This is a genomic window from Bartonella sp. TT110JLCBS (assembly GCF_042193405.1).
Taxonomy (GTDB): domain Bacteria; phylum Pseudomonadota; class Alphaproteobacteria; order Rhizobiales; family Rhizobiaceae; genus Bartonella.
Map to the genome: position 1 here is coordinate 16,217 of NZ_JBHILT010000010.1, position 15,849 is coordinate 32,065.

7 protein-coding genes and 1 rRNA gene are annotated in these 15,849 nt (G+C 36.2%); 4 read left to right on the forward strand and 4 right to left on the reverse strand.

Going from position 1 to position 15,849, the window contains the following annotated elements; genetic code table 11:
• Positions 1–616: 616 nt before the first annotated feature.
• The 4 genes from ACFILW_RS05500 to rrf all read left to right on the forward strand — a co-directional run bounded on the left by ACFILW_RS05500 (position 617) and on the right by rrf (position 9,750).
• A complete protein-coding gene (locus ACFILW_RS05500) occupies positions 617–2,965 on the forward strand; it encodes an autotransporter outer membrane beta-barrel domain-containing protein (protein ID WP_375623987.1) in 2,349 nt (782 codons plus the stop codon).
• Between the two features lie 144 nt (positions 2,966–3,109).
• Entirely contained in the window at positions 3,110–5,188 is a 2,079-nt protein-coding gene (locus tag ACFILW_RS05505; RefSeq protein WP_375685308.1) for an autotransporter outer membrane beta-barrel domain-containing protein, read from the forward strand.
• Between the two features lie 133 nt (positions 5,189–5,321).
• Complete coding sequence (locus tag ACFILW_RS05510) at positions 5,322–8,282, forward strand: autotransporter outer membrane beta-barrel domain-containing protein (protein WP_375685309.1); 2,961 nt, start codon at positions 5,322–5,324, stop codon at positions 8,280–8,282.
• 1,353 nt (positions 8,283–9,635) lie between these two features.
• Positions 9,636–9,750: ribosomal RNA gene (rrf, locus tag ACFILW_RS05515) — 5S ribosomal RNA — on the forward strand.
• Positions 9,751–10,152: 402 nt separating this feature from the next.
• On the opposite strand, the gene ACFILW_RS05520 is transcribed toward rrf, so the two are convergent.
• From ACFILW_RS05520 to ACFILW_RS05535, 4 genes are all read right to left on the reverse strand, one after another.
• Positions 10,153–10,557 carry a flagellar protein FlgN gene (locus ACFILW_RS05520; protein ID WP_375623995.1) on the reverse strand — a complete coding sequence of 135 codons (405 nt, stop codon included), beginning with the start codon at positions 10,555–10,557 and terminating at the stop codon, positions 10,153–10,155.
• A gap of 3,835 nt (positions 10,558–14,392) precedes the next feature.
• Positions 14,393–14,611, reverse strand: coding sequence for an EexN family lipoprotein (locus ACFILW_RS05525; protein ID WP_375614687.1), 219 nt, complete (start codon positions 14,609–14,611; stop codon positions 14,393–14,395).
• Positions 14,612–14,614: 3 nt separating this feature from the next.
• Positions 14,615–14,884, reverse strand: a complete 270-nt coding sequence (locus ACFILW_RS05530) for an EexN family lipoprotein (RefSeq protein ID WP_375623754.1) — start codon at positions 14,882–14,884, stop codon at positions 14,615–14,617.
• A 189-nt stretch (positions 14,885–15,073) separates the two neighbouring features.
• Positions 15,074–15,361, reverse strand: a complete 288-nt coding sequence (locus ACFILW_RS05535) for an EexN family lipoprotein (protein WP_375685310.1) — start codon at positions 15,359–15,361, stop codon at positions 15,074–15,076.
• Between the last annotated feature and the right edge of the window lie 488 nt (positions 15,362–15,849).

A 15,849-nucleotide genomic window follows, 5' to 3' on the forward strand; every position in this document is an offset into this window, starting at 1 on the left:
ATTTATAGTCTATTCATTTTAATAAAAGGCAGTGCAAATGTGCTGCCTTTTTTACAATCTATCGGAAAGAACCGTCAACAACTATTCTTTCTACCACCTTTCTTGAGCCAATTAATCTCACTCATACCAACTGTAATAAAATCTGTTATCTCTAAATGAATACTGAATTCTCAAGAGAACTGCCTTTTTGATTTATAAAAATCAAATGCTTTTAATAAAATTTTTTGTATTATAAAACACGTAATGAATACTTATCTGTGTAAGAAAATCAATTAAAAGCTTTTTGTAAGCGCACAACAACAGCTTCTCCAAAAACTTTGTAGAGTTTCCATAACAACAGCCTTAAGCAATCAACATTCTTGCAAAATATTTTGTTTCTTAACACTTTTAAACGGAATACTTATCAATCTAGCTTTTCTGCAATTCATAGTTTCTAACTGCAATTTTTATTTTAAAAGCTCTTCTAAAATCATTTTTTTAACGATAAAGAACACGACACAATATTTCGTTTTGTTGTTTACAATAAAAACATAATGATATAGAAGCTGTCTGGGTACTTGCGCCATCAGGGGAATGAAGTAAGCATCAAAGCATACCAAATACTAAAGGCATATCTATGTGTAAGAAATATATTTATAAGAAAAATTTTTTGTTATGTACAATTGCTGGAACTTTGATTTTTTCTCATTTCGGTTCAACTTATGCAAACACATCGGCTCCCACCATGATTATGGCTCGTGCGGATAAAGCAGGAGAAGAAAAGACTTTTAATAACGTTTTTATCCGCGGCACATATACAACAGTGGTTGCTGATGACAAAGCCTTTATCACCATTACAAATTCAACAATGCGTTCGGATTCAAATTTATTTACCGCAACAACAGGTGGACGTATTCATGCTAAAAAAACTGTAGGAAAATCAGATTCTCGTGGTTTAGAAATTTCAAACGGCATCATTCATATTGAAGATTCAATCATAAATGTTTCTGGACATCACAAAAGTCGCGGTATTCTTTTCGATTACATCTCGAGTTCCCAAGTAAAAGAGGGTGAAAAAGTTATCAATAAAGCAATTCTTACCAACACAAAACTTCTTGTTGAAAATGGTATTGGTATTCTAGGACCAGATTATGCAAAATCTGTTGCTGAGGTAGAACTTAAAAGTTCAGAAATTCGTTCTGATATATTATTAAAAAATAAAATCCCAGAAAACTCTAAAGATATCGATCCTCGCACTTTTATATTAAGCGCTGACAATTCGATTATAGAAGGACGAGCAAAGACTTTCCCTCAAAATACAACGATTTTTACTCTCAACAATAACAGCAAATGGTCCCTAAAGATTAGTCAATTTGAAGTAGACAAAGAGTTTGACAGCTCTAAAGGATACTTGCTCACTGATATTAAACAACGTGCACAATCTATTGTCTCAGTATTGAACCTTAATAATAGCTCTATTATATTTAAGGCGCCGCATAAACTAGCAGACAATCAGTATCAAACCTTGCATGTGGGAAAACAGCCAACAGCTGAAGTTGCGAAATCAGAGCAAAACAGAAGCTCCGATGCAACAATGGTTTACAATGCATTGGGCAACGCAAGGATTTACTTTAATACCGAATGGAGTAATGGTCTTATAAAAGAACAACAAAAAACTGACCGTGTTCTCGTTCATGGTGATGTCTCAGGCACCACAACGATCTATTTCAACAATCTTTCAAAATGTGCAGAACCATTCGATGATGATGAAGATTCAATTCCTTTGAACACGCGTGGTCTCTCACTTATTCAAGTGTCTGGAAAAGCAGAAGAAACCGCCTTCACGCTGGCAAATGGCTACACTACAATGGATGGATTGCCCTATAAATATGTATTAAATGGCTATGGACCAACATCCAGCCATGGAAAAGCTGACAAACAGCAAAGTCTCTTGCAAGAAAGTGAAGAGTTTTGGGATTTCCGTCTACAAAATGCGACTCTTGATGATGAAGGAAAAATCAAAGCTCTTGTTCCTCAAATGGCAAGCTATTTGGTTATGCATAATGCAATATTCTCCTCTGGCTTGGCTGATATAAACAATCAAAATACACTGTTAGATAATATGCACTCAACAGTTTTTGGATTAGATGGTCATAAACAGCAAGGGATATTTTTATCGACTTATGGCAACAAGATGACGTTATCTTCCAGCCGTAGTCCATTGGAATATGGTTATGGTGCTAATGTTCACTATACTGCTATACAAGCAGGCATGACATTAACAACGTTAGAAAATCAAAATATAACCGCGAATCTTGGTCTTTTAGGCACATATGGAAAGCTCGCTTTTACGCCAAAGGACATGGAAGGTTCTGACAAAAGCATACTGGATAAATGGTCCTTTACGGCCTATGGGAACCTCCACCATGACAATGGTTTCTATGTTAATGCACTTTTCTCTTACGGCATTTTAAACGGACATATTACAACAGCCCTTATCGGCAACACTACAGAATTAAACAATACGAATACATTAAATATATCAGCTACCGTTGGACAAAAACTAGCAACTGGTGTTGAAGGGGTATCCTTTGAACCACAAGCACAACTTATTTATCAACATATTGCCTTTGGCACTCTTTCAGATATTGATGGCTTCCAAGTTAATATAAAGCCCCCTCATCAATGGTTGGTCCGTATTGGAGGGCGTTTGATAAAAACAAGGCTTCCCATTGAAAAAGATCATATTCTTTCTTTTTATGGTAAATTGAATGTCATCAAAGCTTTTGGTGAGAAGCGCACTATCGATGTTATGGAATCTTTCCATCTCGATTCTATGGGCTCTTCCCTTGAAGGTGGGCTTGGCATTAACGCGCAGCTTTCTAAAAATATCGCACTTCATGCTGACGTTAATTACCAACATAAACTTCAAAAAGCTGGGTTCTCTGGAATTAATTTTTCCGGTGGAATGCGTTATCGCTTTTAGAAATCTTAGCTCTCTATTTGACACATAAGCAGCCTGAGATGAAAACAGTGCTGCTTATATTTTGCTACATTACAAAAAAACGCAATGTGTCAAAAAGTGGTTCATTTTTAGCAAAACAAAGAAAATATCTTAAGGAACATCTCTATGCATAAGAATCTTTTGTTATGTACAGCCGCTTGTGCTTTATTTTTTTCTTCTTTTAATTTCACATCTACCAGCACCGCCTCTGGTCTAAGCCACCAAACACGCCATGCCATTGATTCAATAAGCACACCAACACAAGCAGAAAAAAATCTTGAGAAGATAGCCTCTGGCGCCATGATGCAAAATAATGCGCACTTCAACCAAGCACTTGAAAATCATATGGATCGTGTAAGAGATACGATTAACAACTCTTTTGCAGGTGCAAGTCGTTATGGCTCTGGCGCACATATGAACGTGGTGAAACGTGAAATGGATAATACACGTACCCAAGCCATGGCAAACAAACACCATAAAGATATGCAACACATGCTACAAGCCAATGCGCAGCTTGATCAATTACGTCAAAACAGGTTGATAAAAGCAGAGAATTTATCACGTGGCTATGAGAAAGCACTTTCTGATGCCGCAAAAGCAGCAGCAATCCTTGATGCTGATAACCAACAGCGTGTTAATGAAGCACTCCAACAATGGGTGAGCCAAGACAATCGCAATTGGTCTGAACTGCAAAATAAAGCAGAAATATTACATAAAGCAGCACAAGTGGATAGTGCATTACAAGAACACAACAAGGAACTTTCCAATACTGTACGCAAAGCGGTATTAGAGACTTTGAACACCGATGGAATAACCAACGTGGAGAGAAAAGGAGATATAACCTCTCCTTCATCTGAAGAGAATAAACAACCTCTTATTGTCTCCAGTACAAGACAAAGACGCTCTAGTGATAAATTACCACCCGCTCATGTTGCTGCCCAACACAAGGATAATTCAAAGGACAATTCATTCACAAGAACAGATCATGGAATGAGACAGCCTAAAATAAATGAAAATTCGCAATCTGATATTGATCATAAAACGAACACCACTTCCTCAGCATCGAAAACGACTCTTCCATCCGAAAAAGCGCATATGAATTTGCTCCCAAAGGTTGGAAATATCGCTACCGCGGCTACAGAGAGCACCTCTAAACTTACAGATGATGATGATAAAGCAACTGCAACTTCTACTTCTCTTGATGGGACAGCAAAAAGAACAATTCTTACACCACAAGAAGAAAGCTCTTTAGTCATGCCTATCGCGATGTTTGCTGTTGGGTTTAGTGATGTCAACAATCAAAATATTTTGTTAGACAATATGCAAATAACAATGTTTGAACCCAAAGATCATCTAGAAAGAAGCGTTTTCTTATCCTCTTATGGCAATAAGAGCACGTTTTCTTCCAAGGTTCAAGAAGAACAAGATGGTGTCCAAGCAGATATTCGCTATGCTGCATTGCAAGCAGGAGCAACATTAATAGCGCTAAAAGATGAAAATATCAGCAGCAACTTTGGTCTTTTCGGAACATATGGGAAATTATCTTTTACTCCTAAAAACAAGGAGAGTTTTCAAAAAAATATGTTTGATAAATGGTCACTCACCGCATATGGAAATATTCAGCATGACAGTGGCATCTATGCAAATGCATTTCTCTCTTATGGAATTTTCAAAGAAAATAACGCCACAGCTCTCATAAAACCTACCTCAAAAGTGAAGAATAGTAAAACATTAGGAGCCGCTGCAACTGTTGGTCAAAAACTATCAACCAGTTTGGAAGGTGTAATCCTAGAACCGCAAGCACAACTTGTTTATCAACGTCTCATGCTTGGTTCTTTATCAGATAGGAGCTCTTTCTCAGATGACGATAACTCTAAATCAGATGGCGATAACTCTAAATCAGATGGCGATAACTCTAAAATAGACATAAGCAAACCTCATCAATGGTTGCTCCGTATTGGTGGACGTTTGACACAAAACAAAGGCCATGCCCTTTCCTTCTACGGCAAACTGAACATGATCAAAACTTTTAGTGAAAACTTTCCGTTTGCTGCTATGGAATCTTTAGTTGAAGGTGGTTTTGGTATTCAGGCGCACTTATCGCAAAATATCGAGCTTCATAGTGATCTCAGCTATCAACATAAACTCAAAAAAGATGGCATATCTGCAATAAATATTTCCGCTGGAATGCGCTATCACTTTTAAAAATACTTATATTCCTATCTTGAAATATAACGTGCTCTCATTATGTTTCGTTTTGTCTCTTACAAAATAAACATAATGAGGCCAAGGTTTTATCTTTTATTAAGAGAGGGGAAACATTTAGGAATACATCCATATGAAAAAAAGTTTTTTACTATACACAGTTTCTGGAGTTCTGTTTTGTTCTTCCACCAGCTTGTCTAATGCTCTTCATGATACGAATACACAACCTACGATAGCTCTCTCTTCTCTGCAACCCACTCATCAAATAGGTGCATCCAGAACTTCTAATCCCTATTCAAATGCATCATCTTCGTATCCACCTTCAACATCTAGGTCTACAAGAACGACCAGAAGCTCTTCTCCTACAGGGAGTGAATCTACAACGCCTACTTCCACGAGCACTCTACCTCCAAAAACACAACTTGAAGAAAATACAGAAGATGTACAATCTACCCCTACAGCCACACAAGACACTATTACACAATCTTCAGCGATAGGAACAGCTTCAACGACAGGAATGGAAGCAAAATCTAGAAGACGTTCAGGGGCGCCATCCTCTTCTACAAACTCTTCCAGAAAAAAAACGCCCGAAAATTCTGCTGTATCCTCACAGTCAGAACCTACAAGCACGGAAGCTACAAGACTAACAACAGAGCTATCGCCAACGCCTAAAGAACCAGAACGCGCACAGCCAATATCTTTAAGAGTAGAAACTGGACAACCAGCATTACCGGTACCGCCAAAATCTATAAAACCAGCGCCCGTGCGATCTGCCTCTGCACAAAAAGTATCTGAAAAATCAGAGCTAGAAAAACCAATATCACCAATAAAACAACTTGAAAAGTCTACACAAATTGAGAATATAAACTCTGGAGTTGAGGCTACAAACGGTAAGACCATAACGCTACATAACAAAAAAATTCAAGACAATGGTTTTGCTGTACATGCAGATGGAAATAATTCAAAAGTCAACATGATAGGGGGAACAGTTGATGCGCGTTTTGTTGCACTAAGCGTATCAGATGGTGGAGAAATTGATGCTACAGGTATTACTGCAACAGCAGAAACAGCTGGTTTGGTAAACATGAAGGGCACAATCAAACTTAAGGATTCAAACGTACACGTCACGGGAAATTATGAAGCAGACGGTATTATTTTCCGCAATAATCAATACTATCCCCCTAGAAAAGGATATACACACAATGCTGAAAGGAATAACAATATCGCTCAAGAACAAGCTATTCCTAATAAAGTGACCCTAGAGAATACAAAGCTTTTCGTTGAACATGGTAGCGGTATCAGCCTTTATGGAACAGGCGTAAACGGGGAAGTCAACCTTAAAAATTCAGAAATTCATGCCGATATTTTATTAAAAAATATCAAGAACGAAAGTTCCTCCACAAACACCATTATATTCGTTGCAAACCACTCTTCTTTAGAAGGTCGGGTAAGAACTTCTAAAGATAACAGAACAGTTTTTGATCTAAAAGAGGGGACGAAATGGCTTTTAAAGGCGAATAAAAATGCCATAAATAATGATAATATTTTAAATGACTATAAACAGTTTGGTGTTGATGATAAATCATACTCTAATCTTTCTGAATTGCACCTTACAGACAGTGTCATTATGTTTGACAAGCCAATGGAGGGACATTATCAAACTCTGTTTATAGGACCTAATCTTTCGCAAGAAGACGAAACAACTCACACAGCAGCGATTTATAGTACAGCGGGTCTTGCAGAGATTTATGTAAACACTCAATGGGATAAACATTCTCCTATCACGGAACAACAAACTGATCGCATTGTGATTAATGGTGATGTCTCAGGAAGTACTGTTGTTCACATCAATCTCCAAACCGATAGCTCTGCTGTTTGGGAAGAGAAGATGGCTTCACTTCCTTTAGGGACACATGGGATTTCAATCATTCAAGTTTCCGGACAAGCAAATGAAAATTCCTTCACGTTAGCAGGAAACTATATGACAATAGGGAAACAACCTTATAAGTATGTACTTACAGGCTATAAACCTGGAACATCTCATGAGAGCCAAAATCTTTTTGGTAAAAACAGTAATTTCTGGGATTTTCGCTTACAGAATGCCTACATTGATAAGGATAAAAAGGTTCGAGCCCTTTTACCACAGGTAGCAAACTATTTAACCATATCTAATACTTTGTTTTCTGCTGGATTTACTGATGTAAACAATCAAAACGCGTTGTTAGATAATATGCGCACAACAGTATTTGGGGCAAAAGACAATAAAAAAAATGGTATCTTTTTCTCTTCCTATGGCGAGAAAGTCACCTTATCTTCCAACCGCGATCCATTACATTATGGCTATGGTGCTGATGTAAACTATACTGCTTTACAAATAGGTGTCATATTAGCCGCCTTGGAAGGCAAAGACATAAGCACACATTTTGGTCTTTTAGGAACATACGGAAAACTTGCCTTTACGCCAAAAGAGATGCAAGATTCTGAAAAGACAACTCTTGATAAATGGTCTCTTGCCGCTTACAGCAGCATCCAACATAGCAATGGTATATATCTAAACACACTTCTTTCTTACGGAACCTTAAAAGGAAATATTACCACGGCTCTTGTTGGGAATGCCGCAAAATTGGATGGTACCGAGATGCTTAATATATCTGCAACCATTGGTCAGAAATTAGCAACCAATACAAAAGGGCTGGTCTTTGAACCACAAGCTCAATTCATTTATCAAAATCTCATGTTTGATATTTTTTCAGATGCCGATGGCTTAAAAGTAGATATGGGCAATCCGCGTCAATGGTTGATCCGTTTTGGTGGACGTTTAACAAAAACAATAATGGCTGTTGAAGAAAACAAGGCTGTTTCTTTCTATGGTAAAATGAATATTATCAGAGCTTTTGGTGATGGTAAAACAATAAAAATTTCTGATACCTTTCATGTTGATCCTACCGGCTCTTCAATTGAGGGAGGTATGGGGGTGAATGCATATCTTTCTCAAAATATCGTACTAAACGCCGATATCAGCTATCGGCAAAAACTGCAAAAAGCCGGTGTATCTGGCACCAATTTGTCTGGCGGAATACGTTATCGTTTCTAAAGCAGAAGTTAATTTTAACTTAAATAAAAGGGCAGCACAAAGTGCTGCTTTTTTATTTAAATTTATATATTTTTTAAAATTCTCAAAAATCATTATCACATCACAGAAGATTTTGACTTATAATATTTCTTTTACATATTGAATAAAAAACTAAATACCATAACATTCTCTCATCAAAACACCCCATGCATAAAGTTTTATGTCTTATATCACCACACTCAAGCGATGATGTTTTTACAGCACAACAGAATAAGCATTCATGCAGATTTTTAAAAAAGTCAGCCCCTTCTTCGCTGTGGACACTCCATTTATTTTAGATGATGTGCATTTAATATACCTACTATAAAGACTTAGTATCTGTTATAAATTCTTAAAGGCATGTTTTTCCTCTAAAATCTCAATGCTACAGCAACTCCATCATAAGACAAGAAATTGATTTATAAAGACAATTAATTGTTGTGCATGTTAAATGAGAATCCAGAATATCGTAAGATTCTTTCATTTTAGACCTGTTCTAGGTTGAAACAACCAAAACCATATCTCTTGCAAGTGACAAGGGGGAAGAGCCTTGTGGATAAAAAACTATTAAGAAAGGATTAAAAATGCCTCTAATGAACTATCTCAAGTGCCAAGGGCTGTAGCAACATTGGGATCAAACAAAGAATATGACAGTGTTGAAAAATATAACAATATCAACTTGCTCTTTTATTAAGCATAAAGATGGTCGCGCCCTATAGATTTTATATTATTTCCATGGGGACTTTCTTATTATACCATTCACAAGCGCCGTTGCATCAAAGATGTCGTTGCGCCCCACAACCACCATCACGAAATAGACTTGAAAGCTTAGATATCTCTTTAAAACAAGGCCGTGAATTAGGAATAACAAATCCATTCTATTTTGAGTATTTTGTCGTGCATGAAGGACGTGCCCCCAGTAAAAAACACAATAAAAAAAGCGTGAAACAATACGTAATCTTCATTATTTAACAGATAGTGCTTTAGATACTTTTGAAAGACATAAAGCTAAATTAAAGGATGGCGGGCGGGACAGAGGGAAGCTGATTTCTACCCCTTTATTCTTTCCCAATGAGATTGCCGCCCCATTTCAAATATTACGCCAACAAAGATATACGCAATATATCCACTCAAATCTGGATGCTCTCTCCAATCTGGCATACAAAAACTAAAAACAGCAGAAGAAAATATTAAACCGCCTTAATCTTTGTCTCAAACATGCAGATTTCAGCAACTAACCGCTTCATATCACCACACTTCAAAGGACAGTGCTCCATGAAGCTTATAGGCAATATTCATCACATACTCTTCATCATCATTCATGCTTTTTGCTGATTTGGTGGTTATGGCGGAGTAAACGCACCCGATCCTATCTCGAACTCGGCCGTGAAACGCTCCAGCGCTGATGGTACTTTGCCTTCAGGCACGGGAGAGTAAGTCGCCGCTAGGTCTGCTAAATGCATGCAAAAGACTCAATGTATAAACCTTACATTACCACATTCCCAAGGAAGCTGCTTTTAAGGCAGCACAGGCTGGTCTAAATACCCCCTTGATCGCCTCCCTAAACTAAAGATGAAGCTCCCTACAGACTTAGTCTGCAAACAATTTTCTGTAAATAATCCGCCTTCTCTGAGTTCTCTTTCAGTCAGTTTCCCAAAGCATGTGGTTCACATCACGACACCTTAAAAGAAACTGTTTTAAGAACAGCATTTTACAGTACATCAGGATAATAATTTAAATACAAAAATGCGCTTAAAACAACTCTACTCACTAAACGCACTATTTATCCAAATCAACTGCCCTACCTAATCATTGTCATCACTTAGAACAGTCAACATTAATCAGATTTGAATCATTCCTCTGTTTCTTTTACGCGTCCAGATAGTTGCACAACCCGAGAAAGATCATTAACTGCATTTAAATGCGTTTGAAGTAATTCACTATTACGCTGTAATTTTTCTTGCAAATCAGACAACAAACTTTCAACCTCATGCTCAATATCTTGATTCATGTAGCGCTTCACATCACTCATGGATTTATTAAGATCACGCAAACCACGTATTTTACATAAATTTATTTCTTCGTAATCTGGAACACCACTGCTCTCTAGCATATTGCTTTCATAATCAACAACTTGAGCTAATCCTTTAACAGCAGCAACAAATTTCGTCATCGCCCAATCACGATCAATAAGATTATTATCAAGAACTTTTGCTTTTGCTGCAAAACTATCATCACCATATTGCACTACAGACATTTTTACTTCCCCTTCAACACTATTGTTCAATCTTACTTTCAAATGAGGGAGATTAAACAGGTTCTCTTCAATGCTGATACACTCAACCACGCTCGTGATGCGAACATTGCTACAACAGCACGACAATCCTTCAAAGTGTATACCACTTCAACTTTCAACGCATTCTCTTCAAATATTTTTCTTGCTTTGCTCCAAAACCATCATTGATGGCTATACTAATTCATCAAAACGCTATAAACTCAAACCTTACGGCAATATCGACACTTCCATATTTGCTCTGTCTATTTCGCCTTGCTGATTTTATTTTTGCCTATTTTATCACCAGTACGTCTTCAACAGAAAACAACAATTCTCTCACGAGAACTTCGGCCACAAAACTACCTGCCGACAAAAAACCGCAGCCTATAAAGACGTAAGCCCATTAAAAATTTCAGCATTTTACCGATAGAAGCACTTTACCCTCCATAACCTTATGGCTCTCTCTGCACTTAAACTTGTACACCTTCTGGCACCCCATAAGATGGCACCCGACAAGATCAGTTTGCACCCATTCAAAAGGACACCCCCTCTCCCATGCTCTTTCTGCACACATGCAGTATTTCGCATAAAACACAAAAAGAATGCTCTTTTAAACAGATCAGCCATACAGCAATATAAAAAAGACATCTTAAAATAGCTAAACAGCCATCAATCTTCCTTTTTTAAATTATCATTCGCTTTTCTTTGCAATAAACGACTATATAAGATTTTTTGAACCTTTTCAAGAGTTTCTTAGCCAATCAGTTCGATACGTCTTCAATCGCATATTCACACGCTTGTTTTAAAGAAATATCTCTTAAGTGCACCTAAGCCTATTTCGCGCCGCGACCCATCAATGGTATAATGATAAATCTTCCATGACATGTATAAAATCCATTGAGCACTTTTCATCTTTACGCTTAATAAAAGAAGCAAGCCAGCACCATCATATATTTTTCTAACCCCTTATGTTCTGATACCCTTGACACTTGAGATGGTTCATAAAAGCATACCTTTCTTGTATAGTTTCTCTGCGCATGGGAGCTCCCTGCTTGTAACTGCAAAAGACATGTTTTTTGTTAATTCACCACAAAACAGATTTGGAATGAAAAAATTTCCAGTATTCAGAGCTCTAATTCAAGTTGAATAACGATAGATTATCATTATAAATCAAAATATTATCCAATGCATAATGCTTAACGCTCCCCCATTGATATTTTCAGAATTTTCACAGCATCTTCCTATAGATTATTTCATTCCATAACACAGTTTGCTCTTAATATCGCGACTTTACATGCGCTACTAGTATAGAAACAGAGAAACAATCATTTTATAATCAAGGTGCAATTTTTGTTACAATCTTTCTCTCGTTTTCAACCTTCTAAATGCAGCTCTTCTCTTTCATAATCATCACATTTCAAATCTATTCCATGTTGAATAAATTAAAATCACTTGCTTGCACATCACAAACAACGCCCTGATGTGTTGATAAAATACGCTGAAAGAAAAATGCCTCTTATGAACCTTAGCAAATGCCAAGAACTATAATAAACATTGGAAGCAAGCGTACGATGATTGTGACTTGCTCTTTCATAAGTATAAAGATGATAGCATTCTATAGATTTTTATATTATTCAAATTTTATATTATTTCACGAGAGCTTTACTGTTATACTATTCACATTTACCGTTATACCATTTACGAGTATCATCGTAAAATGTCTGTCGTGTGCGTTGAGAGATGTTTCTTTAAAACAAGTAAATAAATATGCAATACAAATATACTAATATACAACATAAGTATATTTCGTTTGGAGCGTTCTTTACTTTTGTGCAACCCATGCCTCATGAGAGCAGCATTAACCAATCTTTCCATGAGATAAACGTTTAGAAAACCTTTTTGTCTTCCTCCACTCACCTTAAAGGACCAAGACCTTAACTCAATCAGCTCTGTACGCAGTCCGAATTTTTGTCAAAACGATCTTCTCTTGACTTCCACTCATGTGATTCACTTAAACGAAAACCTCAACAAATAAACCTACGAATATTCATCGTACACTAAAAAATACTTAAACGTTCCAAGAAAACTTATATGTCTTATATTACCGTTATAAATGACAGTGCTTTATAGCATAACAGGATAAAAAAGTTTTCAGCAACACAAAAACTACGAAGCCAATCAATAGTCCCTTTAAGGCTTTTCTTTTTACACTTCACAGCGCTCCAAATCCTCGAACTTTTATAAAAAAAGGAGCGACTTTAAGCTTGCCGAATATGTTGTATCAGCATATATTACAGATTGTAATATATTGTTATTCATAAAATCACCTCAAAAAGAACAGAAAGAGGTTTTTATGGCTGATCTCGTAAAAGCCGCTATGCTTTATTCGACCTTAATTATCACCATCAATGCTTTTGTTGTTATTTTAGTTCTCGTAATAGAAATATACTAAGCATACTCTTTTGGCTTTTTATAATCTGTACAAATGGGCATCTTAATTTCACATAAGAGCAAAGCAAAGTTTTAATTCTACAGATAAACCACACACCCAATTTCAAACATCGCTTGCAACTATTTGAGTATAAACTCTGCTTTTTATATGCATTTTTAACCATCAGTGTCCGTCTTTTCACGCTATCTTGAATCTCAACTTCACTCCCACCTTAAAAAACAAAATTTTCTATCAGATCCGATCTGTAAATAATTTATCTCCTTATTGAGTAAGTTCCCCCCTTCAGGGCATATCACAATTCTAAAGGATAATATTTCATGAAGCTTATGATAATCTATTGAACACCATCTTTACCCTTATGAGAGAATAAACCAGCAGCATCACACACTTTTCCAGCCCCAAATGTTGCCAACAAACCTTGAGCACTTGAGATAATTCATAAAAGGCATTTTTACGTCTTTCTTCAACAGTTTTTATCCACACGTCTCTCCCCGCTTGTACCATGCAAGAAAATGGTTTTAATTAATTCAACCGAGAACAGATTTGGAATAAGAGAATCTTACGTTATTCGAGATCCTTATTCAGTATAAAATAATTAAATTATTTTTATAAATCAAAGTGTTATTCAGAAAAACATTCATCACACACTCGAGAACAAAAAACACCTCATACGTAAAGTTTTATATGCGCTCCACCGCTCAACATGATAATATCACGACACAATTAAGATAAAAAAATAACAAGGAAAAACCTTGCAAACTCAGAAAAGAGAGGAGAAAAATAAAAAGATGTGGAGAGCGCTCAATTCCTCACACATCCGGCAAAACCGTCCTAGCAAAACGGCCTCACAACTTAACGAATATTATAATATTCTCAAATCAAAAGCAATTTTTTAAAAATAGTTTGAGAAAAACATTTGAGTATGAAACGATAATAATTCCATTCAGAATGCTTTTCTCTTTATAAAACAGAGAAAAGTAATTTCCAAACAAATGTTTCCTCCCAATTTTTCCGAAATTAGCCGCAACACTAAAAAACGATCTTAGTGTGATGAAACATTTATTTGTGATAAAGGCAAAAAAACACCCCAAATATAGATTTAATCTCATATTTTAAATACATGTAACCAAAACATTAAAAAATTAGCAGTAACACGTAACAACTCATTGGGAGGCAATACTATCTACAATTGGAAGCACTTTTGGGCCAAACAATGACAGTATAGCATCCGTTTACACAAAGAGTACAGATCGTAAACGACTAATTCTTGCAGCCATAACAAGACTCTCTAAAAGTTAGAGAGAGCCTAAAAAACGTAATAGAATCAATAACTAAACAATTCCTTATTTATTGAACTGTATGTTTTTAATTAATGCCGAACATAAGTTCCATATATGCTTGTCTGGCATGTTGGCAATTTTTAGATTTCTCCATAGAAGATTGATCCAGCTTTTCACATTTTTTTGCCCACTCTTCGAGTAATGTTTTATCTTTCTTAAATTCCGCTACGCTGTAGTTTTTTTCACACCCAGCAACAACAAGTCCAGTACAAACCAGCAATGCTGTAATAATAACTTTATTCATGATTTAATTCCCCTCCTTTTTATCTTCAGTTTTTTTCTCGTCATCATGTACAAAGCTTGAACCAGGCCAATCTCGGGCATGAACTTCACGATACGCTTTATCTGCGTTTTTACAATTTTGAGAATCTAAATCCCCTGATATCATGCATTTCATTGCCCATTGCTCGAGTAATTTGGGATCCTTCTTAAATTCCGCTACGCTATAAGTTTTTTCACAACCAGAAACGACAAGTCCAGTACAAACCAGCAATGCTGTAATAATGGCTTTATTCATCAATAAAATTCCCCTTTTTTCAAATTTACAAAGTTTAGGACACAATTTAGCACCCGATTAAAATTGTACATTCGGTTCATTGTGCATTTTCAAAAATTTAAAAATCTACTTCTGTACGCGATTTTTCCCAACCTATGATGATAAATCGCGTACAAAGAAAAATACCGCTATCAATATATTTTTTATGATTTAATTGTTGTCCTGCTTTTTTTCAGTTTCATTCCCCTTTTTGCTACTTTCACGAAGTTCCTTTGCAAGATTTCTATAATGCTCTTGAAAAAGTTCCATATCGGCTTGCATGACATTTTGACAATTCTTGGTTTCAAAAGCAGAGGGGCCCATTTTATCGCATTTCTTTCCCCATTCTTGCATCAATTTTTTATCTTTCTTAAACTCTGCTACGCTATAAGTTTTTTCACAACCAGAAACGATAAGTCCCACGCAAAGCAGCAGCGCTGTTATAATGATCTTGTTCATGATTTAACCCCTCTCTTTGTTTTATATTTTATTAACAATATCTTTGGGTTCACATCCCCTCCTATATTGTGACCTTGCGTCTAATTTTCCTTTGCAAATACGCACATTTTCAACGCAAACATATCAAATCATGAGAGCCGCTTTCATTTATCAGACTTGCATTTGTAACATTATCTGCACGGCTGCTCTTTGTATTTGAAGTGTTAAAACTTCAGCAAAAATACTGATCTCTTGACATTCTCAAAAAGCTTTTAATTATTTTTTTCAAAAATCTCTTGGCAACGAGAAGCAGCACGAATATCTTACCCAAAATTCGTCATGCCTATATCCATTGCAAATTCTCTGCAAATGAAAGAATATACTTTTAAATCCACTAATTACGCTCTTATCATTTCTAAACCACCGGAAAAAAAGAAAACTTTAAGTCCCCCTGCACTTTTTAAGTGCCAATAGAAATGCTAAAAAAGCCTATAAATATAAGAAATACT

Coding starts and splice junctions, on each gene's coding strand:
- ACFILW_RS05500 (WP_375623987.1), top strand. CDS start 617: ATGTGTAAGAAATATATTTATAAGAAAAATTTTTTGTTATGTACAATT.
- ACFILW_RS05505 (WP_375685308.1), top strand. CDS start 3,110: ATGCATAAGAATCTTTTGTTATGTACAGCCGCTTGTGCTTTATTTTTT.
- ACFILW_RS05510 (WP_375685309.1), top strand. CDS start 5,322: ATGAAAAAAAGTTTTTTACTATACACAGTTTCTGGAGTTCTGTTTTGT.
- ACFILW_RS05520 (WP_375623995.1), bottom strand. CDS start 10,557: ATGTCTGTAGTGCAATATGGTGATGATAGTTTTGCAGCAAAAGCAAAA.
- ACFILW_RS05525 (WP_375614687.1), bottom strand. CDS start 14,611: ATGAATAAAGTTATTATTACAGCATTGCTGGTTTGTACTGGACTTGTT.
- ACFILW_RS05530 (WP_375623754.1), bottom strand. CDS start 14,884: ATGAATAAAGCCATTATTACAGCATTGCTGGTTTGTACTGGACTTGTC.
- ACFILW_RS05535 (WP_375685310.1), bottom strand. CDS start 15,361: ATGAACAAGATCATTATAACAGCGCTGCTGCTTTGCGTGGGACTTATC.